13 protein-coding genes and 4 pseudogenes are annotated in these 26,879 nt (G+C 59.8%); 12 read left to right on the top strand and 5 right to left on the bottom strand.

The features are described 5' to 3' along the window. Positions 1 to 30: 30 nt before the first annotated feature. The 8 genes and pseudogenes from JG747_RS32985 to JG747_RS33015 form a co-directional block, all read left to right on the top strand. Entirely contained in the window at positions 31 to 1,383 is a 1,353-nt protein-coding gene (locus tag JG747_RS32985; protein ID WP_199201448.1) for an aspartate aminotransferase family protein, read from the top strand. Further along, positions 1,370 to 3,076: an acetolactate synthase catalytic subunit gene (locus JG747_RS32990; RefSeq protein ID WP_199201449.1), complete on the top strand. Its 1,707-nt coding sequence runs from the start codon at positions 1,370 to 1,372 to the stop codon at positions 3,074 to 3,076. Before JG747_RS32985 ends, JG747_RS32990 begins: the two co-directional genes overlap by 14 nt. 153 nt (positions 3,077 to 3,229) lie before the next feature. Then, positions 3,230 to 5,338 carry a hydantoinase/oxoprolinase family protein gene (locus JG747_RS32995; RefSeq protein WP_199201450.1) on the top strand — a complete coding sequence of 703 codons (2,109 nt, stop codon included), beginning with the start codon at positions 3,230 to 3,232 and terminating at the stop codon, positions 5,336 to 5,338. Next, on the top strand, positions 5,331 to 7,055 hold the full coding sequence (locus tag JG747_RS33000; protein ID WP_199201451.1) for a hydantoinase B/oxoprolinase family protein: 1,725 nt from the start codon (positions 5,331 to 5,333) through the stop codon (positions 7,053 to 7,055). Before JG747_RS32995 ends, JG747_RS33000 begins: the two co-directional genes overlap by 8 nt. Positions 7,056 to 7,134: 79 nt before the next feature. Next, positions 7,135 to 8,613: an NAD-dependent succinate-semialdehyde dehydrogenase gene (locus tag JG747_RS33005; RefSeq protein WP_199201452.1), complete on the top strand. Its 1,479-nt coding sequence runs from the start codon at positions 7,135 to 7,137 to the stop codon at positions 8,611 to 8,613. A 176-nt stretch (positions 8,614 to 8,789) separates the two neighbouring features. Beyond that, positions 8,790 to 10,247 carry an ISKra4 family transposase gene (locus JG747_RS33010; protein WP_244748487.1) on the top strand — a complete coding sequence of 486 codons (1,458 nt, stop codon included), beginning with the start codon at positions 8,790 to 8,792 and terminating at the stop codon, positions 10,245 to 10,247. A 71-nt stretch (positions 10,248 to 10,318) separates the two neighbouring features. Further along, positions 10,319 to 10,444 (top strand): DUF5996 family protein, encoded by a 126-nt coding sequence (locus JG747_RS37275; RefSeq protein ID WP_244748509.1) that lies wholly within the window; start codon positions 10,319 to 10,321, stop codon positions 10,442 to 10,444. Between the two features lie 204 nt (positions 10,445 to 10,648). Beyond that, positions 10,649 to 11,120, top strand: a pseudogene (locus tag JG747_RS33015) (transposase); the annotation flags it as partial. 212 nt (positions 11,121 to 11,332) lie between these two features. On the opposite strand, the pseudogene JG747_RS33020 reads toward JG747_RS33015, so the two are convergent. Next, positions 11,333 to 11,539, bottom strand: a pseudogene (locus JG747_RS33020) (transposase); the annotation flags it as partial. A 398-nt stretch (positions 11,540 to 11,937) separates the two neighbouring features. Between JG747_RS33020 and trxA the strand changes: the two are divergent. From trxA to JG747_RS33040, 4 genes and pseudogenes are all read left to right on the top strand, one after another. Further along, on the top strand, positions 11,938 to 12,258 hold the full coding sequence (trxA, locus tag JG747_RS33025; protein ID WP_199201455.1) for a thioredoxin: 321 nt from the start codon (positions 11,938 to 11,940) through the stop codon (positions 12,256 to 12,258). Positions 12,259 to 12,558: 300 nt separating this feature from the next. Continuing rightward, positions 12,559 to 17,751: a shikimate kinase gene (locus JG747_RS33030; protein ID WP_199201456.1), complete on the top strand. Its 5,193-nt coding sequence runs from the start codon at positions 12,559 to 12,561 to the stop codon at positions 17,749 to 17,751. 388 nt (positions 17,752 to 18,139) lie between these two features. Then, positions 18,140 to 18,995: pseudogene (locus JG747_RS33035) on the top strand (DUF4158 domain-containing protein); the annotation flags it as partial. A gap of 64 nt (positions 18,996 to 19,059) precedes the next feature. Beyond that, positions 19,060 to 19,480, top strand: a pseudogene (locus JG747_RS33040) (RNA pyrophosphohydrolase). A 478-nt stretch (positions 19,481 to 19,958) separates the two neighbouring features. Here JG747_RS33040 and JG747_RS33045 read toward each other — a convergent pair. The 4 genes from JG747_RS33045 to JG747_RS33060 form a co-directional block, all read right to left on the bottom strand. After that, positions 19,959 to 21,341 (bottom strand): sensor histidine kinase, encoded by a 1,383-nt coding sequence (locus JG747_RS33045; RefSeq protein WP_244748510.1) that lies wholly within the window; start codon positions 21,339 to 21,341, stop codon positions 19,959 to 19,961. Continuing rightward, positions 21,328 to 22,005, bottom strand: a complete 678-nt coding sequence (locus JG747_RS33050) for a response regulator transcription factor (RefSeq protein ID WP_010913501.1) — start codon at positions 22,003 to 22,005, stop codon at positions 21,328 to 21,330. The genes JG747_RS33045 and JG747_RS33050 overlap by 14 nt, the downstream gene beginning before the upstream one ends. An 81-nt stretch (positions 22,006 to 22,086) precedes the next feature. Then, complete coding sequence (locus JG747_RS33055) at positions 22,087 to 25,203, bottom strand: efflux RND transporter permease subunit (RefSeq protein WP_199201458.1); 3,117 nt, start codon at positions 25,201 to 25,203, stop codon at positions 22,087 to 22,089. Next, positions 25,200 to 26,453 carry an efflux RND transporter periplasmic adaptor subunit gene (locus tag JG747_RS33060; protein WP_199201459.1) on the bottom strand — a complete coding sequence of 418 codons (1,254 nt, stop codon included), beginning with the start codon at positions 26,451 to 26,453 and terminating at the stop codon, positions 25,200 to 25,202. The genes JG747_RS33055 and JG747_RS33060 overlap by 4 nt, the downstream gene beginning before the upstream one ends. Positions 26,454 to 26,879: the final 426 nt, after the last annotated feature.

A 26,879-nucleotide genomic window follows, 5' to 3' on the forward strand; every position in this document is an offset into this window, starting at 1 on the left:
CAATCTGAGGAACTCCAGCGAGGGTCTAAGATGGACTTGGGTCATAATGAAGTCGGCGCCACGTCGGCGGGCCTCTTTACGCGCGCTAAGCGCGTTTTTGGCGACGGAACAACCAGGGCAACAATCGAGCGTGATCCAATCCCACGCTACATGGAGCGGGGCGAGGGTGCATATTTGATCGATGTGGATGGTCGTCGATTTCTGGACCTCAATGGAAACTTTACAACGCTCATTCATGGACACGGATTTGAGCCGGTCGCAGAAGCCGTGTCGCGGCAAATCCGGTCCGGCTCGTGTTTTGCGAATCCAACTGCACATGAGCTTGACCTTGCCGAACTGATCACCACGCGAGTGCCGGGCATCGATTGGATCCGCTTCGTCAACACCGGGACGGAGGCGGTGCTCTTTGCGGTCAAGGCTGCGCGCGCCTACACCGGTCGGCCGGCTATCGCAAAGATCGAAGGTGCCTATCACGGCGCCTACGACTGGGTAGAGGTAAGTCAGGCCAGCGGCCCTTCCACTTGGGGCGATCCTGCGGAGCCCGCGTCGGTACCTTACTATCGGGGCATGCCGGAGACAGTCTTGAACGATGTCGTGACGCTCCGCTTCAACGATGTCGAAGGTTCTGTTCGCCTCCTAGAGAAGCACGCGCATCGGCTCGCGGCGATTATCATCGACCCGACACCGAGCCGAGCAGGATTGATCGTGCCGGAGCCGGAATTTGTTGAAACAATAAACGCTATGGCGCGCAAGCTCGGCATCGTTCTGATCGCCGACGAGGTCCTGAATTTCCGTCAGAGCTACGAGGGGGCTTCCGCCCGCCACGGGTTTCGGCCGGACCTCTTCACGCTGGGCAAGGTTATCGGTGGCGGTCTACCGATCGGCGCGATCGGCGGGTCACAAGAAATTATGAGTGTATTCGGAACTGGAGAGAAACGAGCCCCGCTTCCAGCTGGCGGTACATTTTCTGCCAACCCGCTATCAATGGTCGCAGGACTCGCAGCTATGTCGGCCCTCGATCATGCCGCCTTCGAACATCTCGAACGCCTGGGCGATCGTTTGCGAGACCGCTTGAGCGACGAGATCGCCAAGAAGGGTGCTCCCTTCACTGTCACCGGCGTCGCTTCGCTATTTCGCATTCACGCGAAGCGAAAAGCGCCTCGTGACTTTCGCGAGGCACTACCATCCCCGGCCGAGGCAGTTATCGGAGAAGCATTGACTCGCGCTTACGCGGCCGCCGGCGTCGTGTTCCCAAATGGCGCAGCTGCGTGTCTCTCGACACCGATGACTAACGCGGATGTCGATTTAGTGGTCGATGTTTTTTCAGAATTCTTGGGCACCCACAGCCATCTTTTCGAGAGTGTCTCCCATGAGCACAGCTAAGCATACCGTCGCACAAGTCATTGCTAACGCCCTCGCTCGCCACGGTATCAAATATATCTTTGGGCAAAGTCTCCCTTCGGCTGTAGTCCTCGCATGTGAAGCGCTAGGCATCCGTCAAATCTCCTATCGCCAGGAAAATATGGGCGGTGCTATGGCTGACGGCTCTGCCCGTGTGTCGGGCCGGGTATCCGTGGTGACCGCTCAAAACGGGCCAGCTGCCGCCCTCCTGGTGGCCCCCTTGGCTGAAGCCTTGAAGGCTAGTATCCCGGTTGTCGCACTCGTACAGGAGGTTGAACGTCCCCAGGTCGATAAGAACGCCTTTCAAGAGCTGGACCATATTGCGTTGTTCTCTTCCTGCTCCAAGTGGACGAAGCGAATCATCACCGCCGATCGCGCCGATGAGTATGTCGACGCTGCCTTCGTGGCCGCCGCAAGTGGCCGGCCCGGCCCGGCCGTCCTGCTCCTGCCGGCGGATCTGCTGCGCGAAGAAGCCATGCCGGTGACCCACGCTCGCGATGCAAACCTCGGGGCCTGGCCGCTCGACCGGACTCGCCCAAGCGACGCCATAATCAAAGCGGCGGCTTCAATAATCGCCACCGCGAAATTTCCCGTGGTCATGGCTGGCGGCGGCGCACTAACGATTGGAGCACCGGAAGCGCTCGCGAAACTACAGGAAGGCGCGGCTCTTCCGGTTTTCACCACCAACATGGGCAAAGGCGCGGTGAACGAATTCCACCCTCTCTCCTGCGGTGTTCTCGGCGCGCTGGTTGGCCCGACCGCGCTTGGGCGCTTCACAAAGGAATTGCTTGAAGAAGCAGATGTCATCCTCCAGGTCGGCACCCGCAATAATCAGAACGGAACCGACAGTTGGCGGCTGGTCCGTCCAGGCGTGAAAGTGATCCAAATTGACGTCGATCCGCAGGAAATAGGTCGCAACTACGAAGCCATTAGGCTAGTTGGCGACGCCGCTGAAACGGTTGAAGCGCTGGCGACGGCGATTTCTGCCAAGGACCTTAGAATGCGTTTGCAGGCGCGATCGACCCTGGAGGCGCGGATCGCCGATGCGTGGAAAAAATTTGAGGATGTGAGAGCGCCTCTTATCGGACAGAACTCCGGAGCGATCCGGCCCGAGCGCGTCATGGCGGAGTTGCAGAAGTTGCTCACTCCTGAAACGATCGTGGTAGCCGATGCAAGCTACTCGTCGATGTGGGTCGTCGGTCAGCTTCGTGCACTGAAGGAGGGCATGCGGTTCCTGACGCCCCGCGGGCTTGCTGGCCTTGGATGGGGCCTACCACTGGCCATGGGCGCCAAAGTGGCGCGCCCCTCTTCTCCAGTTGTCGCTTTGGTAGGCGACGGTGGTTTCGCTCACTCCTGGGCAGAACTGGAAACTATGATCCGGATGGAAATTCCGGTGACTGTTATCGTCCTCAACAACGGCATTCTCGGGTTCCAGAAAGACGCTGAAACCGTCAAGTTCAATGCCTATACAACCGCATGCCACTTTTCTCCGGTCGACCACTCGGCAATTGCTCGCGCATGCGGTTGCGAAGGCGTTCAGGTCGCGGATCCCGCCGACCTGCAGCAGGTCTTGCAAAACGCTATTGGCGGATGTCGCCCCACCGTCATTGAGGTCATGACCGATCCTGGCGCGCATCCGCCAATCTCGCTCTTCGCGGGTAGCCTTGACAAATAAAGTTGGGCGCCAAGGTGCCCAACACACACACGTTGCATCACATACAGCAACGATGAATGCTTTAGAGAACCTCAGCCGACGGCAGGGCCGGGCATAGCGGTACGAACGGCCCCTCGCCGATGTTCTCGAAGACTTTTGCATCTCAGAGGTACTATGAGCGACACTACTGTCAAGTCCAACCTCAAATCCCCTTGGCGGATCGGGATCGACGTCGGGGGCACGTTCACGGACTTTGTATTGATCGACGCGAACGACAAGGTGGTGCCGTACAAATCTCCTTCGGAGCCGAGCAACCCAGCCGTTGGCGTCATCCGGGCTGTCGAAGGCGCCGCTGCGTTCCTCGATTTGTCGGTTTTCGATCTTCTCAGCGGATGTTCGCATTTTATCCACGGCACGACCGTCGCAACAAATATCCTGCTTGAGCGCAAAGGTGCAAATGTCGGTCTGCTGACAACCTTGGGTTTTCGAGACACGCTAGAGATAAGGCGTGGCTATCGCGAGATGATGTGGGATCATCGCACGCCGTGGGGGGACGTATTGGTTCGGCGCAAACTACGGCAGCCGGTTATAGAGCGCGTGTCCGCGACAGGGGAAATCGTCACCAAACTCGATGAACAGTCGGTGCGAACTGCCGCCGCGCGCTTTAAAGCCGAAGCCGTCGAGGCGGTTGCAATCTGCCTCCTGCACTCATATGCCAATCCCGCGCACGAGCAGCGATGCGCCGCGATCTTGGCCGAAGAACTGCCGGGAGTATACGTGACTTCGTCGTCAGAGCTCGCTCCGATCATCGGAGAATACGAGCGAGTATCGACGACCGTCGCCAACGCCTACGTTGGGCCGCGCGTATTGCCTTATCTCAACGAACTCAGGGGTGAGCTCCTCAAGAAAGGCCTCGCGAGAGAACTCCTTCTCATCCAGAGCAACGGCGGCGCAATCTCGCTGGATCAGATTGGGGACCGGCCGGCGGCCTTGGCGCTCTCGGGCCCCGCCGCGGGTCTCGCCTCGCTTCGCCTCTATGGCAAGGCACTGGGCGTGAGCCATCTTATTTCGATCGAGATCGGTGGGACTAGCTGCGATGTCACGGTGGTAAGCAATGATGAGGTCGCTGAAACGGACTCAATCAAGGTCGGCGATACACTGATTTCTCTCCCAAGCGTGGAGATCCACACGATTGCGACCGGCGGAGGGACAATATGTGGGGTCGACGCGGGGGGACTCCTATATGCTGGGCCGGAAGGCGCCGGCGCTCGGCCAGGACCGGCGTGCTACGGGCTTGGCGGTACGCGCGCCACGACCACCGACTCCCAGCTTGCGCTCGGCCGGCTTCGCGCGGGGAGTTATGCAAACGGTAAGCTTAGCTTGGACCGCGATCTCGCGAACGCAGCGATCGATCGGGATGTCGCATCTCCGCTCGGCGTATCTACCACGGACGGCGCCAACGCGATCATCCGCTTGGTAGAGCAGAAGATCCGCCATTCGGTTGAAAAGGTAAGCTTGGAGCGGGGGCTTGATCCGGCAAAGTTCGTCTTGGTTGGTGCCGGCGGCGCTGGCGCGCTACACGTCGCCGAAGTCGCTCGACGTCTGGGAATGCGTGAAGCATTCGTGCCGCGGCTGGCCGGCGTGTTCTGTGCACTCGGCATGTGCAATGCGGATGTGCGCCACGATTTACTTCGGTCGGTGGGAAATGTTCTTCGTCCGGCAACCGCGGCCGCGCTGGAAGCCGGGTTCGTCGAATTGGAGCGCGATGGAATTGCAAAGCTTGAGGCGGATGGCTTCCGCCGCGATGAAATGCGATTCGACAATAAAATCGATCTTCGATATGCCGGTCAGCAATGGCCAATTACCCTTAAGGTCGATAGTCTCGATCCCTCCAAGCTGCGCCAACGGTTCGACGAGGAACATGAAAAGCTTTACGGCTCCTCGCAGCCGGGAGCGAACATCGAGATCGTGAACATTCGCCTTTCCGCGATCGGCCGGCTCCCGTCCCTTTCGGTCGATGCTGAAGCGGCAGGTCAAAAATGCCCGGCACCTGTGGCTGACCGCCGTCCGGCCGTTGTCGGAGACGGGTCTGGCAGACTCATCAATATGCCCATCCTTCAGGGTAACGATCTCAAGCCAGGACACTATTTCCATGGTCCGGCGATCGTCGAGGAGATTACTACCACGATCCTAATCGGCCCAGGTGACGAGATCCAAGTTGACGTTCACGGGAACTATCGAATTTTCATCGGCAAGGCGCCTGCAGGAGCCGATAATGTCTGACGCTATTTTAACCACCTTGCTGCAGAACCAACTCGACCACATCTCTCAACAGATGGGCTGGGTAATGGAGCGGACCGCCCGCAGCCCGATTTTTAGCGAGTCCCACGATTTTTCGTGCTTCATTTCTGACGCTGCTGGGCGGCTCGTTTCGGTCGCCGATGGCATCCCTATCCACACGGGCGGCGGCGGTTTTGCCGTCGAGGCCGTGCTTCGCGACTTCGCGGACGATATTGCTGACGGTGATGTGTTTATCCTCAGCGATCCCTACGACGCCGGGGGTAATCACCTTCCAGACTGGACGATCATCAATCCGGTCTTCGTCGGGGACAAACTACTCGCATTTACCTGCAATCGCGCTCACCAGTCTGACATCGGCGGCGGGGCCGCTGGCACCTACAATGCCGCTGCCACTGAAATCTTCCACGAAGGCATAAGACTGCCGGTTCTCAAGCTCATCGAGCGGGGAAGAATGCGGGCAGATCTGTGGAGGCTACTGAAATTGAACTCCAGGTGCCCGCACCTTATCGACGGCGATGTCCGTGCGATGATCGGATCGACCAAGATCGGCGCGCGCCGCATCGAGGCGTTGACGAGAGAATTCGGGCTAGAACCGGTCGAGACAGCCTTCGGTGCTATTCTGGAATACGCGGAACGGCGTATGCGGGCAGCGATCGCCGCCTTGCCGGATGGAATCTATGTGGGTGAAGACAGCTCCGACACCGATTGCTTCCAGGATCGGAACATTCCGGTGCGGGTCCGCGTCGAGGTTAAGCACGACACTGTCGTGGTGGATTTTACAGGTAGTGCCGATCAGATAAGAGGGTTCAAGAACAGTTCGCTCGCCAACACTTACTCCGCCGTCTACGTCGCTCTATTCTCCTATCTCGACGTGTCGATCGCGAGAAACGCCGGAGCGTTTCGCCCGGTGACGATCGTCGCGCCCGAAGGAAGCGTCGTTAACGCGCGTTATCCGGCGCCGATGACCTCGAACACCGTCTACCCGGCCACGGAAATCATCTATGCCATCTGGAAGGCTTTGGCGGAGGTCGACCCCCCGCGCGCCTGCGCTGGTTGGGGAAAGGCCGCGCATTGCATTTCCTCGGGGGTCGATTCGGAGGGCAAGACCTACGTAATGTACCATATGCACGCCTATCCGGGGACCGGCGCCGTTCAAGGACGCGACGGTTTCCCGTCTCTCGGAACAGTTATCACTCTCGGCGGCATGCGGATACCAAATGTCGAGGTCTTCGAGCGCAAGTATCCGATTAGGGTCGAACAACAGGAAATGCGATGCGACGCAGCAGGCGCAGGCGAGTATCGCGGCGGAACTGGGATCGATTACCGGGTGAAGGTCTTTGATAGCGCGGAATATTCGTTCCGCGGGGAGGGAAGCGGTAGCCCAAGTGGGTTTGGCATCACAGGAGGCCTCACCGGCGCAAAGGCCGATGTCACAGTATCCGACACAAAGGACAACCGACTCAATACACCCAGGTACGGGGTCATCGATATGCCTCCACTCAACGTCTCGATTTCCTCTTCAGCCGGCGGCGGATGGGGAAAGCCGCAAGATAGAACGCCAGAAAAAGTTCTTCGAGATGTCGAGGACGGCTTAGTAAGCATAAGAAGTGCACGCGAAATCTATGCCGTGGCAATCAACTCGCTAATGCAGATCGATTGGAGAGAAACCGAGCTTCTTCGCCAAGCGGCCCGCAGCTAATCGAAATCCTAAAAGGCCGCGAGGCGTTGGCGGCTCGTTGCACGGCTGGCAACGTTTGAAAGAGGAGAGGGAAGGATCCATGGCGATTTCCACGATTCTAGTCGCACGGCTCAAGGATTCATCGCTTGCAATTGACAAGGCTCTCGTCGGCGTCGAATGGGTTTCGGCAAGTTCAAGTGGCGCCACCTTCGATGTGACCAATCCGTCGACGGGGGAAGTTATCGCCACCTTGCCGAACGTAGGTAGGCAGGAGGTCATAACTGCTGTTGATTCCGCATATGTTGCTCAGAAAACCTGGGCCAAGCGGACCGGCAAGGAGCGTGCGGCCATATTGCGGAAACTCTGCGACCTGATGGTCGCAAATGCCGACGACTTGGCAACGATCCTGACGATGGAGATGGGCAAGCCGTGGTCGGAGGCTAGAGGTGAGATCCTTTATGGGGCATCCTATGTGGAATGGTTCGGCGAAGAAGCCAAGCGGATCTACGGCGATACCATTCCCGGCCATCTAGCCGATAAGCGCATCCTGGTGATCAAACAACCAATTGGGGTGGTCGGCGCGATCACGCCCTGGAATTTTCCAAATGCGATGCTGGCACGAAAGATGGCCCCGGCGTTGGCTGCGGGCTGCAGCATGGTGGCAAAACCTGCAGCCCAAACTCCATTGTCAGCGCTTGCATTGGCTGCACTAGCCGAGCGAGCCGGTCTCCCATTGGGGCTATTCTCGGTTTTGACGTCCACCGATTCTGCAAGTGTTGGCCAGGAACTGTGCTCGAACCACAAGGTGAGAAAGCTGACCTTCACTGGATCGACGAATGTCGGCAAGATCCTTATGCGGCAGGGTGCCGAGCAGATCTTGAAACTTGGCCTTGAACTTGGTGGCAATGCGCCGTTCATCGTTTTTGACGATGCAGACCTTGATGCGGCTGTTGAAGGCGCCATGGTTTCTAAATATCGCAATTCGGGCCAGACTTGCGTCTGCGCCAACCGCCTCTATGTGCAATCCGGTGTCTATGACACCTTCGCCAGTAAGCTAACTGAGCGCGTTCGGCACATGAAGGTCGGCGATGGCTTCGGGGAAGGCGTGACGACTGGCCCACTGATTGACGCGAACGCGCTGAAAAAGGTGCAGGAACATGTCGCGGACGCTGTCGCCAAAGGAGCGACGGTGGCGATCGGCGGCCAGGCCGCCAGTCAGGGCGGCCTGTTCTTTGCGCCTACTATCCTGACAGGCGTGACCACCGACATGCTTGTCTCCGCCGAGGAAACCTTCGGCCCCGTCGCACCATTGTTCAAGTTCGAGACGGAAGAAGACGTCATCGCACTCGCGAATAACACCGAATTCGGTCTCGCTTCATACTTCTTCTCAAAGGATGTCTCAAAGATCTTCCGGGTGGCAGAGGCGCTTGAATACGGCATGGTCGGCGTCAACACAGGGTTGATCTCGACGGAGGTCGCGCCGTTTGGGGGAATCAAGCAATCTGGCCTAGGACGAGAAGGGTCAAAATACGGACTGGATGACTATACCGAGCTCAAATACGTCTGCCTGAGCATCTAGCTTGTCTCGGGCACTCGATGTCGACTGAGGAATTGGTTTGTGGCCCAAAGGTAATGCTGTAGCCGAATTTGAGGATGTGTCCAGGAATACAAAGAGACCGGTAATTTCTCTGGGGTCGAATACGGTTTATTAGGCCTGCGTAGTCCATCAGCGTCGCTTTGTTCGGAGGGAAAGCGATGGCGGTAGAATGGACGATCACGATCGAGGGCAGGAACGAGTTCGGTGACGTTTGCCGGAACGCGGTCCGCATCGGCAAGAGCTTGGAACGTCTGTTTGACGGCGACCTCGGCCTGTCGATCGAGGACGGCAAGACGATCATGACGGCGCTGCAGAGCGCGGTTGTGAACCACGAGGCGGAGACGTATTCCCTTTTTCGTCGGGTCTGCCCGGATTGCCACAGGTTTCGGCCGGTCAAGGACTACACGACGCGCCAGATCCGGACCGTCTTCGGCACCGTGGAGGTGCGCAATCCTCGCTGGATGATGTGCCGAAATTGTTACCCGGGCATGGTCATTGCCTTCGCGCCGCTGAAGGAGATCTGCCCCGATCGAGCGACATCCGAGCTGATGGAACTGACGGCGCGGCTGGGGAGCATGATGCCGTACCGACGGGCGGCGGATGTGCTTGCCGAATTCCTACCTGTTGAGCCGACCGAGACGCATGCCACCGTGCGCAAGCGAACCATCAGGATTGGCGAACGGCTCGACGATCAGGTTGCTGAGGAAGAATTGCACGCAAGGGCGCAAACGGGCGAACGACGCCAGCTTGAAATGCAGCTTCCCGGCGATCGCCGCAAAGAGTTCGTCATCAGCATCGATACGGCCCATGTTCGCAGCGCCGATTCCAATTCAGCGCGCAACTTCGAGCTCGTTGTGGCCCGATGCGGCCGCGGCGGGCGGGGCGAAGGTGGCGATCGCTATTTCGCGACCAGCAGCACTGACCAACGGGCAATGCGGGATCGCGCCCTTCGTGCCCTTCGGGAAGGAGGTTACCGCGGCTTTGGCGATGTGACGGTGATTTCGGACGGCGCCGAAATCCTGAAGCGGCTACCCCGCGCCATGCCGAAGCCGACGGCCCACATCATCGACTGGTTCCACATCGCCATGAAGATCCAGCCGATGCAGCAGATCGCCGATCACATCGTGCGATCCCGGTCCGGTCTCTCTGAAGCGCTTCCCACCATCGACCGGGACATCAAAGCGGTGAAGTGGCGTCTGTGGCATGGGCGGGTTGATCGCGCGATCCGCGACCTGGGGCAATTCCTGGCGAGACTGAAGGCTTCGCAAGGAGACGGCGAGTTCTCGATCGCCCGTCTTCACAGCCTCGGCTCCCAGCTCCTGACCTATATCCGTTCGAACCGCGGTGCGATCATCAACTATGGCAAGCGCTACCGAGCCGGGCTTCGCGTCGCCACGACCTTGGCTGAGTCAGCAGTGAATTCACTCGTCGGCAAGCGGATGGTCAAGAAACAGCAGATGCGATGGTCGCTTCACGGCGCTCACATGCTCATGCAGGTCCGCACGGCAGATCTCAACGGCGAGCTTCGCGATCGATTGCGGGCACCGTTCCGACAGACAGAGCCGAACGTCCCACCACTATTCAAGCCCAAACCGCCTCTCCTGCGCGCCGCCTGACCCCAGAGAAGTTACCGGTCTCATATCTGCCGTGGCGCGATACAGCCGCTGCGCTGCAGCTCTACGCACAGATCGTTGGCAAATATCGGCTCGCGCGAACACCGTGGGTGAACCACTCATGGCATGCGATGTTCTACCCGAACGCCCGTGGGTTCACCCCGGCCTGGTGCCGGATAGCGTGGGTGAGATCGAGTTGAGCTTCGACCTTGTCGATCACCAGCTTGGTCGCATTCGCTGATCGAGCGGCCCTATGACAGCGAGGCTGTCGCGCGGTCTTTAGGGCGTTCATATCAGTGTCGGTAGCGGTCCAAAGGTTCCGGGCCTCATATTTGGGCAAAGTCAGCCCCGTTCATCTCTTCTGGGGTAGCTTCGGGTATGCGTCGCATTCTTGCATCTACACATTCGACGAGCTGCGGCAGATGGAGCTGCGGATTGCTGAAGTCAACCGCGAGGCGATTGCCTTTCAAAGCGATACCGCACGTCGATTAATGACTATCCCGGGCATTGGTCCACTCGCGGCGAGGGCGCTTTTGGCAGCAGCTGGATCTGCCCGACAGTTCAAAGAGGCCCGCGATATGGCAGCTTAGGTCTTGTTCCCAGAGAATACTCTACGGGAGAGAAACGAAGCTGTTGGGAATAAGCAAGCGCGGCAACCGATATCTGCGCCGGATGATCATCCATGGCGCCCGCTCCTGCGTGACACACCTTGATCGCTCGCGATATCACCTTGGCGCCTGGCTTGATGGACTTCAGGCACGCATGCACACTAACAAGGTCACCGTCGCCTTGGCGGCCAAGATTGCGCGGATCGCATGGGTAGTGATGACTAAGCCCGGCGCAAGCTACGAACGGCGGGATCCGGCCTCTAGCTGATCCCATTTGTTCCAGACTGCGAGGCTCGTGAAAGTGAGGACGAGACAGTCGATCGGCGCGCCATAAGCCCTGTGCAAAAAAGCGGGTTGTGAGCCCGACCATTTATTTGGGAACCGCACGGGCGGATCTCATCGTGGCCTGGCCGCGACAGCGGCCCACTTGCAAGAGGCCGGATACATTTGTGCAGACTGCATCGTCCTGATCGAAACGACCCTTACACGGGGCGGTTCAACATTTTTTGAAAGCAGCTCGCGAAGGGCGGCCGCGTCGAGCATCTGCTCAGCCAGAAGCTTCTTCAGCTTCGCGTTCTCCTTTTCCAAGGCCCTCAGCCGCTTCGCCTCGGAAACGTCCATGCCGCCGAATTTGGCCTTCCAATTGTAGATCGTCGCTTCGGAGATCCCATGCTTGCGAGCCAGGTCCAGCATGTCCGATCTATCCATATTACGAGTGTAACCCGTTTCGACGTTGACGCTTCATGAATTTTGGATCTTCATTAAAGGACACGCTCAAATCGGCGCATTCGATATTGAACGGAGGTCCACTTGCCGCTCGGAAAACTTACATCATCTCACCCGAGGCTCAGTCAAAGTGGAAACAGCGTTCGGCTATCACGTGGATTGAGTGCGCTTCTTGATAACGGCGGCTATTTTGCCGCTTGTGAAGCAGATACTTCCCCCCGGATCCCATTGCTCTCGGTCACGGGCGAGAAATATCTCGATCTTGCCGATCAGGATCAGTGTCGGGTCCAACATGAAGCCGGAACTTCAGCTCCGGTAGAGGAAGCGCAAACTGGAGCGGCCGATGAGAAGGAGCAGCCATGGCTACCGTGAAAGTCGATATAAATAACTTCCAGTCGGAAGTTCTGGAATCCGCAGCACCCGTCGTCGTCGATTTCTGGGCCGAATGGTGCGATCCCTGCAAGATGACTGCTCCGAGCCTCGAGGAAATCTCCGTCGAGATGGAAAGCAAGATCAAGGTCGCCAAGCTCAACATCGATGAAAACCCGGAACTCGCCGCCCAATTGGGCGTGCGCTCCATTCCGGCGCTCGCGATCTTCAAGGGCGGCGAAGTGGCCGATTTCTCGGTCGGCGCCAAACCGAAGACAGCTCTTTTGAACTGGATTTCGAACGCTGCCTGATCGATATCGCTCAATCTGTACCGCAATGAAAAAACCGTAGATTCTCCCCGTAAAGCGGTAGGGTTCACAGTGATTTAGGGGCCTTTGTACAGGGCTCAGCCCTTTGAGCTTCAGCCTGATGTCGAAGCGATCGAGTGGCGAAGAAGCTTTTCATTGCGGCGTTGTCGAGGCAGTTGCCGCTGCGTGAATGCTGCGGCTTTCAAGCATGCCGTTGCAGTCTCGCGTGACCGCCCTCAAACCAATGATGCCCTGTTGTTCACAGGCTTTAGGCGATGCGTTTTGCTGGATCGGAGAGGGAATATGGGCAGCACCGGAGAGTTGGTCGGACAAGCAGGGCGTCCTGATAGCGAAGGAGGCCCGCATCGCATCTCCGACGCAATGTCGGACCAGCAGAAGGCGCGCGAAGAGACGCTTGCCATCGCCGGCGCGGTGGTTGCCCGCGACGGCAATCTCGACGGATTTTCGGATTCAGAGTTGGCCGATTTGGTGAACGGCTTCAGCAGATGGCCGGACGAGCAGAAGACGCGTGAAGCGACGGTTGCCATCGCCGGCGCGGTGGTTGCCCGCGACGGCAATCTCGACGGATTCTCGGATTCAGAGTTGGCCGATTTGGTGAACGGCTTCAGCAGATGGCCGGACCAGCAGAAGACGCGTGAAGCGACGGTTGCCATCGCCGGCGCGGTGGTTGCCCGCGACGGCAATCTCGACGGATTCTCGGATCAAAAATTGGCCAATCTGGTGAACGGTTTCGGCAAGTGGCCGGAAGAAGAAAAAGCACGCAAGGGGATCGTTGCCATCGCCGGCGAGCTCGGTTCCAAGGGCCGTCGCTTCAGTACTTTCAGCACGCCTGCGCTAGCCAGGATCGCCAACGGTCTGTCGCGAGGTATCGAGGAGGGAGAGACCGCCGGCGAGGTCGCGGAACCCGCCTTGCTGAAGGACCGGCTGCATCAGCTGGCGCACTACCTCCAATATGCCGAGGATCGGCTGCAGCAGGCCGATGTCCATGCCATCGCGAGCATATTCAAGGCGTTGGGCAAGGCGCAGTTGTCGGACGATTTCGGTGCGCTGGCACAGCCGGGGCTGGACAGGCTCGAGGTGTTACGTGCCGCTCCCGGGTTTAAGCTCGACAACAACCTCGAGACGATGGGCAATCTTTGCGCCTCCCTGCTGCCACTAGCTCGCAGCCCGAAGCCGGTGTTGCGCTGGCACCGCAAATCGACGCTGAACCTGCTCAACGCCATCCAGCCGGTGGTGGAACACAAGATCGATGCCTATCTCAAACGAGGCCAGGCCGAGCGCACCAGCGACGCCAATTCAAGCCGCTGCCCGGCGCTTTCGATCTATCAGGTGCTCAAGACCCGGGCGGTGCTGGAGACGCTCTATCGGCGGCCCTATGTCGACGGCGACGAGCGCGCCTTGCAGGCCAGGCAGGAAGAGCTGCACGGCAAGACCAGGCAGATCCTGGACAGTTCCCGCGCCCTCATCTACGCCGACCTTTCCCACATGAGCTGGAGCGTGATCGCCGAGATCGACGCGAAGGAGCCGCTCGAAGCGCTCGACACCTTCATGGCGCAGAACGCATCGATGATCCAGGCCCAGCATGCAGCCGCCAGCTTCGATGTCCATGGCGTCCTTCAGGCCATGGACCACGAGCCGAAACCGCCGCAAGGCGATGCCGGACTGATGCGGCTGCCGGTGGTCGACATGCAAGGCCGGCCGCTGGCCAGCGAAGCCGAGTTGCGATATTCCATTTTCCACCGCTTGACCTCGGGCTCGGTGAAGGTGGTGGCGGTGCAGCTAAAGGGAACTCCGACTGGCGCCATGCTGACACGCACGTTCACCGTGGAGGGCGTGCCCTACCGCATGGACCTGTTCGGCGGCAGCAAACTGAAGCCGCCGCAAAAGAGCCTGAACCAGCTTGCCTCTCACCTGCCCTTCACGGCCGCAGAGGCCCCAAGCGGCAAGCTTTTGGCGATCCCCTATGCCGAGACGGCTCCGGGTACGGCCTTTGAGCAGCTGTCGCGGGACTGGGCGCCGTTCAAGGAAGCCTATTACTATACCCAGCGCCGCGGATTTGCTGCGCCGCCGGGCATCCCCGACATTGGCCCGCATGATTATGCGCTGGAAGGGTGCTTCAAGCTGTCCCTTCTGCCCGACCGCCCCGCAGGCGCAGTGCATCCCTTCCGGTTAGAGGGGCGAGACGGCGAGATCGCCTTGCGGCCGCATGACGGCTGCGGCTTCATCAGGGCCTCACTGGCCGAGCGCATGCCGTCCATTGCCCGGGCTCGCCACGACGCTCCCGAGCGGATGCCTGCCTATGCCGATAAAAAGCAATCGGCGGTACCGCCCTCGGCGCTGCAACATTATCCGCGCAGCGTCGAGGTGGCACAGGAGACCCGCGAGAAGGCTCTGGCTTGGCTCGAAACCCATCAAAGCCTCACCGCCGAGGAGCTGTTCCGGACGGTCACGGGCGGGCATATCGAGGGTCCGGGCGCTATCGCCGTGCCGTCCAGCGACGAATGCCTGCATGTGCCGACCGGCAAGAGCAAGACCTTGACCCGTGACGCTGGCGTGCTTGTCGGACGCTCCCCCTATGACAAGCCCAACCTGCGCCCGTTCGCCGCCGACCGGGTCAGGTCGGCGCGCGATGGCGATCGGACCGCGGCGTTCCTGGATCGGTGCGTGGCCTTCCAATACAGCTTCAACGTCGCGCACAGGTCGGGGGCTGGGCTTGCCGCCGACGACCCGACCTTCTTTGCCAAAGGCATCTTGATCGTTGTGCCCGACGAAATGTGGCCAGCGGCCTTCGCCGAGCGCGGGGTGGTGATGTCTGCCGAGGACGTAAAGTGCCATTCGCGCTGGCTGAAGGAAAAGGACCGGGTCAAGGCCGACACCGCGCTCGAGTGCGTCGGCATCCTGCAGGCGACGGAGGTGTTCGCGCCCGGCTCTTTGGTTGCGGTTCCGAGCGTCGAACAAAAAATGCTCGACGGCGATTTTGACGGCGACCCGGTCGTCATCATCGGCGACCAGCCTCGTCTTTACGAGCATGTGCGCCAGTTCGACGCGCAGCTGCAGGCGCGCGGCATCGCCTCGATGAAGCCGCCGAAGTCGCACACGCCGGCCATTGAGAAAGGCGGCTACCAGTTCAGCCGGTCCAAGCAGATCCTGTCGGCCACCGGGCTGGTGCTGGAGACCTACAGCTGCCTGCAGCGCGACCTGCTGGCCCAGCCGCTGGAGGCGCAACGCTGGTTTGCCGAGCGTGCCATCTTCGGCACCTACGAGGGATTTCATCATGAGCTCAAGGCCGACATCCGCGCACTGTTGCAGGAAGATCGGCCAGATGGCCGGACCCTCCATGAGCTCATCGCCAGGGCGGGGGAAGACAGAAAGGCCGCCAGGCATCCGGTGGCCTGCGAACTGGCCGGGTTGCTAGTGGCCGAGCTCCAGGACTGGAACCTGCAGCTCAATAGCGAGCCGGCTCATGAGCAGTCGGACGTCAAGCAGCAGTTAGCGCTATCCGTGGCCTCAACCGGCGCGAAGCCTGCCGTCAGCGCCGACGCCGGTGCGCTCATCCCGAAACTCAGCGAATCCTATCCGGCAACCGCTGACGCCAGGAAGCGCATCGATTTCCTGCTCAACCGCTACCAGCCGCGCATTGATCCGCGGCCCGACGGCTACAAACCGGACGATCTGCATGAAAGCGCCATCAATCTGTTGAGCGTCGGCATCAAGGTCGGCACTGACGCCTACAAGTCCGATACCGGTGCGCGGATGTTCATGCAAAAAACCACCGGATTGCAGCGGCTCTTGGAGCGGAGGCCGGGCTTCAAGTCGGCGCCCTATGTCAAGGCGCAGGCGGCAAAGCTCCACCAGGGCCTGTTCGACGTCGATGGCAGCCTGGCAGATCTGAAGGACAACCCCACGCTGGCGGCCTCGGTCATGGAGGCCTCGATCAGCCTCGCCGTCGAAAAGCGCATCCTGCCCAGCGCCTTAGCAATCTCGGCCGACGACGACCGCGCCAGCAGGATAACGCTGAGCAGCGAACAGGCCCAGGAGCGCGCCAGGCTCGAAGCCGCCCCCGCCGAAGCGCAAGAAAGCGCGATTAACGAAACTGTGCATGCGGTTGCCGAGCTTTTGCGGCAGGACGGCATCGAGGTGAATGTGCCGCATCTGGATCAACGGTCGCGCGGGCAGGTCTGGATAGCCGACGAGTTGACCGATCAGAGCGTGAACGCGCCGGAGGCCCAACTTGTCACCAATGCCGTGCGCCATGTCTTCGAGATCCCGGACGAGGCTTTTACGCGCGCCTTCAGGAAGGCGGCACTGGCCTTCGAGGAGCGGGACTGCAGCGAGGTCGAGACCACCAACTGGTTCATCAGGAAGGACACGCCGAGGTTACGGGGCGTTCACACTGCCTTCAGAACCGCGCAGGACTATCGCTTCGAGGTCGAGTTCCATACGCCGGCCAGTTACCAGGCCGAGCTCGCGCAGCGCGCGCAGAGCGAATGCGAGGAGGTCCCCATTCCCCGTGGTGCCTGGGAGATATTACACTGGGGCTCGTCAGGAGAAAGCAGGTCGAGGGCGGCAGGGACCTCCAGGTCGCCCACCGTCGCAAGACAACAGATTGCGGTCGCTCGCTCGCCGCAAGCCGGCGAGATCCTCGCGGCCCTCGGTACGCGGCCGGTCGTGCTCGTCGGCATGCCGGCGAGCGGCAAGTCGACCATCGGCGCTCAGCTTGCCAAGGAGTTGGGGGTAGAGTTTGTCGACATCGATAAGCGTATCGTCGCCGAGCACGGCAATCTGATGGAGATGTTCGCCGACCCTAACCGCGGCGAGGCGCACTTCAGGGACCTGGAGACCAAAGAGCTCGCCAAGCAGTTGGAGAGAGGGTCCATCGTCATCGCAAGCGGCGGAGGCTGCTTTGGCAAGGAGTCCAATCAAGCCCTGATTCTTAACAAGGCGAGGTCGATCTGGCTCGACACCGATCTGAAAGAGCTCCGCAGGCGCCTCAAGAAGGACACCAGCCGGCCGCTGCTGCAAGGCGCCGACATCGAGCAGAAGGTTGACCAGCTGTACGAAGAGCGCAGTCCGTCCTACCAAAAGGCCGATATCAGGTTGCCCCTCGTCCCGCCCTTTCAAAAAGACAAGAAGGACGCCCGCATTTGCGTGAAGGAACTCTACGCTTTCCTGTGCAGCGACAGAGAAGCCGCTCTGCCCGCTGCCGAGGGTTCACGTGTCTCCGGTGCTTCCGGCACAGCCATCAGCATGTCCCCAACACCGCAGCGCATGCACGATGATCATAACAACGGCTACGATCGCGGGGGCGGCGTCGTGGAAATCATCCAGGCGCCGGCGGCACCATTGAGTGAAGGGGAACGCCCGCCGCCCCTCGACACCCTCACCGCCGACCCTCAGCCTTTGCTGGCCGGCAATAACGCACGAGCGGATTTAGCGTCTTCCACGAGAAGCAGAGAACGCTCAAGAGGACAATAAGCTTTAGCGGCAACAATCAAGGGTTCTTTCGCAGGTTTAGCGCAGCGTACGGGTTCGCGCCGAATGCTAATAAAAAGTGGGAATCGCATGCATAAGTCGTGAGACGCCTGATGGCCGAGTTGATGCGGCCTGGATGACACAGGAGGATTCGCGGCACAAAGACGAACCGCCGGTGCCGGGTCGCGAGCCAAATCCTGGTGATAGACCGGGAAGGATCAGCTCCGAGTCTAAACGAGGGCATTACGTTGAAAGTACGCTAAACAACGCGCTAAGGTCGAACGGAGAGTGAACGCCCGGATGTTCGCTGTCGACACGCCATTTGCGTCTTGTACCGTTACGCCGCTTTGGACAGAGGCTTTGCCACGACCGTTCTGGAGTGGAGTGGAAAGTGGCCCGACGAGCGCTTCTCAAAGAACACGAGCGAAAAGCGCTATTCGACATTCCGGTGAAGCCAGTCTGACCCTCCACTATTCTCCTTCGCCGGCCGATTGGATGGAAATCCAGCTACGGCGCCGTGAACACAATCAGCTCGGCTTTGCGATCCAACTTTGCATGTTCAGGTTGTATGCTCGTCGTGAGGAAACCCGCAGCAATCACCTTGCTCACCTCCTGGGTCATTTGCAGAAGCGAAACGCAACAGCCGAAGATCGGCGTGCCGCATTGCTGTCGGCAATCGAGAAAGCCTCAACAACAGACGCGGGTGCTTCGATAGCTGGGGTCATCGCAGCCGAGTTCCGCAATCGAAATTCGCTGCTCCCGGCAGCCAACATCATTGAGCGGATGGGGATCGCGGCGCGGGCCATTGCCCGGCGACGGGCAGAGGGGCCACTGATCGAAGCGATACCAGCTGATCGGCTTGCATCGTTGGACGTGTGTTTGGAGGTCGACCCGACGATCAGTCAAACGCGCTTTCATTGGTTGAGATGAGCGTCAGAAGCGCCTCCTGGAGCGTCAAACCTGGTGGACTGACCGAGCGGATCACGTTTCTGCCGACGCTGGAGATCGACCCCGCGTTACATGTCCGCATTTCTTCGGGACGTTGGGATCAGATGATATACGAAGGCAATGCCACGCCAGCATGGCTGGCCAACGACTTCAACGCCAGCCGTCAGCACGCTCTGATCGTGGCGCAGGTCATCAAACTCGGCCAGAAGCTTACCGATGATTCCGTGACGATGTTTATCAAGTTGATGGGGAGGCTGTTCTCGCAAGCCAACAGCCGCAAGAAGCAGCGGCACATGGACTGACGACACGCCGTCCCTTCGCGTCGATCGCGATACGCTGCCTTATCGTCCCTGTGTCGGGTTGATGATCCTCAGTATCGACGGCCTGGTCTGGTCGGGCGCCGCAATGCAGAACAGGACAATGAATATGCCGGTGCAACGCAACTGTGGCAGATGCCGCAAGGCGGCATCGACAAGGGCGAGGAGCCGCTGCGCGCAGCGTCTCGCTGTTAGCCGAGGCGCCGGGTTGGATTAACTATGATTTGCCGGACGAATTCATCGGCGCTGAAGGGACGTTATCGCGGCCAGACGCAAAAATGGTTCGCCTACCGCTTCCATGGTAATGTCAGCGAAATCGAGATCAATCCACCTCCTGGCGGGGGCATACGGCCGAATTCGACAGATGGGCATGGCGGCCTATGCAGGATCTGCCGGGCCTGATCGTGCCGTTCAAGCGCAAGGTCTATGAGGATGTGGTGGCTGCGTTCCGGCACCTCGTGCAATAGCCTTCCTCAGACCTGGAACCGATTACAGTAAACACGCTCGGCGAGTGCACAAGGGGATAGCGGCGGCGAACGGGATTACTGCCTGCGTCGATCCAGGATTTTCGGAAGGAAAATTGCGCGTTGGCGTTCCATTCGCTGTGATATTATGCTGGTTACGACCTGCTGCGTGGAGTGTCGCGCATGGCTGTTGGACGGAAAGCCGAAATAGGTCAAAGCGCGTTTGATCCCCTCAGACAACAGAGCGATTCCCTACGGCTGGGGAGCGCCGTCGTTGGCGGAGGGCGCGATTGTCGCATGCGCATTGGTGGTGCGAGAGCCCAATGAAGCGGATGGTAAACGCACCCTTCGTGCCGACCGAAATTCACGTCAACACGGTCCCAGGAGACGCCGGGATGTCCATGGCCGCACTACGCCGACTCTGCCGAAAGTGAGGCTCTAAAAGCCCGGACTTGACGTCACCATCACATCGCCCTTTTTATCAAAGCCTATTACTCACTCTGGCCGCCGGACAGGATAGTTCAGCACTCAGTCCGCCGCCCTCGTGATCGCGAAGGCTTAATGAAAATTGATGCAGCCGCGCTATGGCTGCGACAAGGCTCAATCCGAGCCCATATCCCGGATCATGGCGGCTGCGGTCGAGGCGATAGAAGCGCCGGAGCACGTTGCCCCGCTCCTCGAAGGGAATGCCGGGTCCCGTATCCCAAACCCGCACGACCGCTGCTGTCGGCGTGCCAACAAGCTCTAGCCCGACCCGCCCGCCCGGCGGGGTGAATTTTATTGCGTTGTCGACGAGATTAGCTAACGCCTCGAACAGCAAGTCGCCATCAGCGTCTATCGGCACCGCCGGCTGGCAAACGACTGCGAAATCGAGGCCGCCTTCTTCTGCGATCGGCCCATAGAATTCAGCCAACGCGGTCACGATGTCGCCGAGATCGACACGTGAAAAATTCTCACGGCGGCGGCTCTGCTCCACCTCGGCAATCCGCATCAGGGCAGCGATCGTCGCCAGCAGCTGGTCGATGTCCGCCAAGGACTTCTGCATCGCAGCCTTGACAGGTGCATCACCCGAAATTGCACGCAAACTGCGCTCAAGGCGTGCGCGCAAGCGCGTCAGCGGCGTTCGGAGGTCATGGGCAATGGAATCGCCGACCCCTTTCACTTCCGCTATGAGCCGCTCGATCTCGTCCAGCATCGTGTTGACGATCACCGACAGCTTGTCGAATTCGTCTTGGCGCTTATGAACCGGCAATCTTCGGTCGAAATGGCCCTCCATGATGGAACTACAGGCTCGGCGCACAGCCTCGACGCGCCGTAACATCGCCCGGCTCATCACCAGCCCGCCGATCAACGAAAGCGCGATCGCAGGGATGATTGCGAGCGCCATGGCCCTAGCGACGATTTCTTTTATTTCGTCCAGCGATGCCGTTGCACGCCCCAGTAAAAGTATGCTGCCATTGGTGAGGATGGTCGCGACGCCGCGTACGCTCTCCGATCGCTTCTCCGCACCGTTGTCCAGGGATAGCACCAGAGTTGTCGGGATATCGAGCTCCGGCAATGTTGATGGCAGTATTGCGATGTTACCGGCGAGCCGCGTGCGATCGGCTGAGAAGATGCCGAAGGCCTTTTCCTGCCGCTTGTCGATAGCCAATGCTTTCTCGATGCGGGCTGGAAGGGATGCCGGATCATCCCGTGCGAAAGAACGCGCATCGCCGATCAGCGAATCGTCGATCTGTTTGGTGAGATAGCCAACTGTCTCCCTGTAGAAAAACCCAGCCATCAGCAGAAGCGCGAGGGCAAGGATCCCCGCCGCGCCGATCGTGCGGCGGAAGCTGGCCGTTTGGAAGATCCTAGTCCTGTGCACGAAGGACAAACCCCCGACCACGAATCGTATGGATCAGCGGCAACTCATCTGCCAGATCGATCTTACGGCGCAACCGGCCGATATGAACGTCGACGAGGTTCGTTCCTGGATCGAAGCGATAGTGCCAGACATGCTCGAAAAGCATCCCTCGCGTGACGACTTGCTCGGCATGCCGAAGCAGATATTCGAGCAGGGTGATCTCGCGCGGTACGAGTTCGACGATGCGGGTACCGCGTCGTACCGTGCGGGTCAAAAGGTCAAGTTCCAGGTCGGCGAGCCGCAGGACCGTGGCTCGCTGATCGGGAGTGCGGCGCGCCAGCACCTCGATGCGCGTCCGCAGTTCAGCCAGCGAGAACGGTTTCACGAGGTAGTCGTCCCCGCCCGCCCGCAATCCTCTTATGCGCTCGTCAACACTGGACAGTGCACTGAGGACCATAACCGGCGTATCCACGCCGCCTCCGCGCAAGTTTTCGAGAAGGCTCAGACCGTCTAGGCCAGGCAGTAGGCGATCGAGCGTGATCACGTCAAAGGCCTGGGTTTTGGCTTTAGTCAACCCGTCCGGCCCGGTCGCGGCGCGCTCGACTTCGAACCCCGCCGCACAGAATTCGTCGACGATCTCATCGGCCGTATCTGCATCGTCTTCGACGACCAGGACCTTAATCACAGCGTGTTGTCCTCTCCCATTGGCCACGTTGTTGCTGCACCCCGGCGGGCGTCAGCGGGCCAAGCACGGCCGCTCCCCAACCTATTCTGCCGGGACTGCGGGGAGCGCGGGCCGACGCCCGATGATCCGATACTTGACGCCCATCATCAAGCCTGCAAACTGCTGCATGTAGAGGTAGATGACCGGCGTGGTGTACAGCGTCAGCAGCTGCGACACGCAGAGTCCGCCCACGATCGCGATGCCGAGCGGGCGTCTGAGTTCCGAACCGACGCCAGTACCTAAAGCGAGCGGCAGCGCGCCCAACAGCGCACAGAGCGTGGTCATTGTGATGGGCCGGAACCGCAAGATGCAGGCTTGGATAATGGCTTCCTTTGGCGGCAAGCCGCGGTCCCGCTCGGCTGACAATGCAAAGTCGATCATCATAATCGCATTCTTCTTGACGATGCCGATGAGCAGGATGATGCCGACAAGCCCCATGACATCAAGCTGACCACCAACAAGCATAAGCGTCGCGAGGGCGCCCACTCCCGCTGAAGGCAAGGTCGACAGAATGGTTATCGGGTGGATCACGCTCTCGTAAAGCATGCCGAGAACGATGTACACGGCGATCAGGGCTGCCACGATTAGCATCGGCTGCGTGCTGAGCGAGGCCTGGAAGGCCTGTGCGGTGCCCTGGAACCCGGTCTGCACCGTCGCGGACATGCGAATCCGTGCCTGCATGGCTTCGACCGCCGTAACCGCGTCCCCGAGGGCCACGTTGGGCGCGAGATTGAAACTCAGCGTTACGGAAGGGAACAAGCCCTGATGGTTGATCGTCAGCGGCGCCACGGAGCTACTGACCTTGGCGAAAGCGCTGAGCGGAACCTGCTTGCCCGAATTGCTTCCGACATAGATCGCATCAAGCGCGCCTGCATCGACTCGGTATTTCGGATCGATCTCCATGACGATTTTGTGCTGGTCGGCTTGGGTGAAGATCGTCGTGACCTGCCGCTGACCGAATGCGTCGTAGAGTGTGTCGTCGATCGCCTGCGGCGTGATGCCGAGGCGTGATGCCGTGTCCCTGTCGACAGCGATGCTGGCATGCGGCGCCGCGGCTTGCAGGTCATTCGCAACGTCTCGGACCTGAGGAAGCTTGCGCAATTCGGCGGTCATCGTGTCGGCCCATCTGTACAGTTCGGGCAGGTTGGGGTCCTGCAAGGTGTACTGGAACTGCGTCTGGGAGCCGCGTGCGCCCACGTTGATGCCCTGTACAGCCTGCATGCCCACGCTGACGCCGGACACACCGGCCGTTTCCTTGCGGAGGCGTGCAATCACCTGATCCGCGGACACGGATCGTTCCGACAGCGGCTTGAGGACGATCTGCAAGTTGCCGGAGTTCATGCGCCCGGAGCCGCCGAGGGTGGACCGGACCGTGTCGACCGCCGGATCTTTCAGGATGAGATCGACAACGGCCTGCTGCTTGGCTGCCATCGCTTGGAAGGAGATATCCTGCGCGGCCTGCGTGGACCCGGAAATCAGCCCGAGGTCCTGTTGTGGGAAGAAGCCCTTCGGGATCGCTAGGAACAACTCCGCCGTTACAGCCAGCGTTGCGAAAAAGCAGAGGAGAACAAGCCTTGGATGTCCGACCACGACGCGGAGCGAACGGCTATAACCCCGCTGGATGAAGTCGAAGCCGCGCTCGAGCAGGCTGGATAAGCGGTTGGGCTTGGCTTCGTGACCATGGCCTTTGATCATCAGGGCGCACATCATAGGCGTAAGGGTGAGCGAAACGAGCGCCGAAATGATGAGCGCTACCGCTATGGTGACGGAGAACTCCCGGAACAGCCGGCCGACCATGCTGCTCATCAGAAGCAGCGGGATAAAGACCGCGATCAGCGATGCGGTCATGGAAACGACCGTAAAGCCGATCTCGCTCGCCCCCTTCAAGGTGGCCTCAAGAGGGGATTCGCCGCCCTCGATGTGCCGGACGATGTTCTCGATCACGACGATCGCATCGTCGACGACAAACCCTACGGCGATCGTGAGTCCCATCAGCGAAATGTTGTCCAGCGAGTAACCCAACAAATACATCACGCCAAATGTGCCGATCAGGGAAACGGGAATCGTGACGGCCGGAATGATGGTCGCGCTCATGCTCTTGAGGAATAGGAAGATCGTGAGGACAACCAACCCGATCGTAATCATGAGTGTGAACTGGACGTCGGCCACGGCTGCGCGAACGGCAACCGTAGAGTCACCCGCCGTCATGATCTGGACGGAGGGAGGGAGGCGCAACCGCAGTCCTGGCAGGGCGGCCTTGACGCCATTCACGACGTCAACCGCGTTAGCGCCCGACTGCAGATGAACGTCTATGAGGACAGCCTTCCGATTATTGTACCATGCACCCAACGTCGTGTTTTCGACGCTGTCGATCGCGCGTCCGATATCGCTGATCCTTATCGGAGATCCGTTGCGGTAGGCGATGATTGCCGCGCTCGCGTCCGCCGAGGTGAGGAGTTGGTTATTGGCGTCAAGCGTGACCGAGCGCTGCGCGCCTTCGAGAGTGCCCTTGGGTCCGTTGGTCGTCCCCACTACCAGCGCGGACCGAACGTCTTCGAGGCTCATCCCGAGGCTGGCCAGCTTCATGGGATCGAGCTGGATTCGGATGGCCGATTTCGAAGAACCGGGCATGTCCACGAAGCCGGCTCCCGGAATCTGGGACAAGGTCTGGGCAACCATATTAGACGCCGCATCCATGACCAGCGGGAGGGGGATCGTGTCCGACTGCAGCACGATGGAGATCACGGTGAACAGTGCCGGATTGACCTTGTGGTAGGTGGGCGGACTTTGCATTGCCTTTGGCAATGAGCCGCTCGCCGCGTTGATCGCCGCCTGAACGTCCTGGGCCGCGCTGTCGATATTGCGGCTGAGATCGAACTGCAGCGTCATGTCGGTTTTGCCGAGCGTACTCGTCGACGTCATCTGGGCTAGGCCGGGTATGGTCGAGAATTGCTGTTCGAGCGGGCTCGCTACCGTGCTCGCCATCGTTTCCGCGTTGGCGCCGGGCAACGTGGACTCTACAGCGATGGTCGGAAAATCGACCTGAGGCAGCGACGAGATCGGCAGAAGCATGTACGCAACCATGCCCACGAGCACGATGCCGAGCGTCAGCAGCCCGGTCGCAATTGGACGCTGGACGAATATGTTGGAGACGCTCACACTCGATCCCTTCGATGGCCCAAAGCTTCGCCTGCCGCGTCCTGCGATCCGGCGCTCTGCGTCGACACTTTCATCCCGGGCTTCAGGCTGTATTGCCCCTCGGTGACGACCGTATCGCCGGCATTCAAGCCCGAAGCAATCACGGTGACGTCGCCGGCTACGCGTTTGACCGTCACCTTGCGCTGGACCAGTGTCGAGTCCTCCGGCTTGACCAGATAGACGTAAGTGCCGTTGGCCGACTGCTGAACGGCACTTGATGGAACCGAAGTCGCCTCGGACAGGAGCACGCTCTGGAACAGGGCACTGACGAACTGCCCCGGCTTCAGTTGATGGTCCTTGTTCGGGAAAGTCGCCTTCAATTTGATGGTAGCCGTCGCGGGATCGATATGATTGTCGACGAGGCTCAAAGTTCCCGTGTCGAGCATCCTGCTATCGTTGGCCGCTAGGGCGGTGACGGAAATCGCGGACGCTGGCGTTCCGACCGGCCAGTCAGCGACGGCGTCCGCCGGCACGGTAAACACGACCGAAATCGGCTCGAGCTGATTGATTGTCACAATCCCCAGATCGGTCGAAGTGATCATGTTGCCCGCATCGATCATCCGTATGCCCGCCACGCCGTCGATCGGCGAGGTGATGGTGGTGTAGTCTATCTGGGTCTGCGCGTTCTCGATGGCGGCTTTGTCCGCCAAAATCGTCGCCTCCGTCTGGGCGATCTGCGCCTTTTGCGTATCGAGGACCTGGCCCGTGGCAAAGCCTTTCTGGGCAAGGCTCGAAACGCGTTGCAGATCAGCTTGAGCATTGGTGAGTTGTGCCTGATCCTTGGCCAGCGTCGCTTCGGCCTGATGCAGAGGTCCAAGGAAGGGTTTCGGGTCCAGGCGGGCGAGCACATCGTGCGCATGCACCATCTGGCCTTCAGTGAAGACGATATCGTTGATCTGCCCATTGGCGCGAGGCTTGACTGTCACGCTGTTGAAGGGTTGCACGGTTCCGAGCCCTGTGGCCCAGATCGGAACGTTCCCAAGTTGCGCCTGCGCTGCCTTGACCACAATGGGAGGCGCCGGTGCGACAGTTGCGAGCGCGACGGCGTCCGAAGGGCGAGCGCTGCTGTAGGCATAGATGGCAAAAGAGCTACCGCCCAAGAGGACGATCGCGAACATTAATCGCAGCGACCGCGACTTGCGGAACTTCTCAGCGGGAAGGGTCTGTTGCGCCAAAGGCTCGTGCGGTTTGTCTGGGGTCTGTTCGAGCATTCGGATCTCCTGGTGACAGTGCATAAACGGCACGCTCAAAGACCGTTCTGTTGCACTGCAGCATTACGTCGGAAATCCTTTTGCGCTATTAAAATCGGTGTTAAGAAACGTTGCGTAAGCAGCCATGAGTAATTCTCCGTGGAATATAGGAGCACGACCGAGGCCTTGCGCATAGCAACCGAACCGTTATGGAGCGTGATCAGCTTCAGCGGCAGTCCGGCCTTGAAGAAAACGCCCAAAACTGAGATCTGTGCCAGCGATCTGCGCCTGCTCGGGGAAGATCAGTCTGGCGACCTAGCCGAGCAGCGTAAAGTTGTCGACCAGCGTGGAACTCATGGCGACAATCAGGCCAGGCACATCCGGGTTTCCAGACCGGTATGAAGGGCCTGGGCGCCAGCACGGCCGGCGCATTGCTCATGATATTGG

The organism is Mesorhizobium sp. 131-3-5 (assembly GCF_016756575.1).
GTDB classification, from domain to species: domain Bacteria; phylum Pseudomonadota; class Alphaproteobacteria; order Rhizobiales; family Rhizobiaceae; genus Mesorhizobium; species Mesorhizobium jarvisii.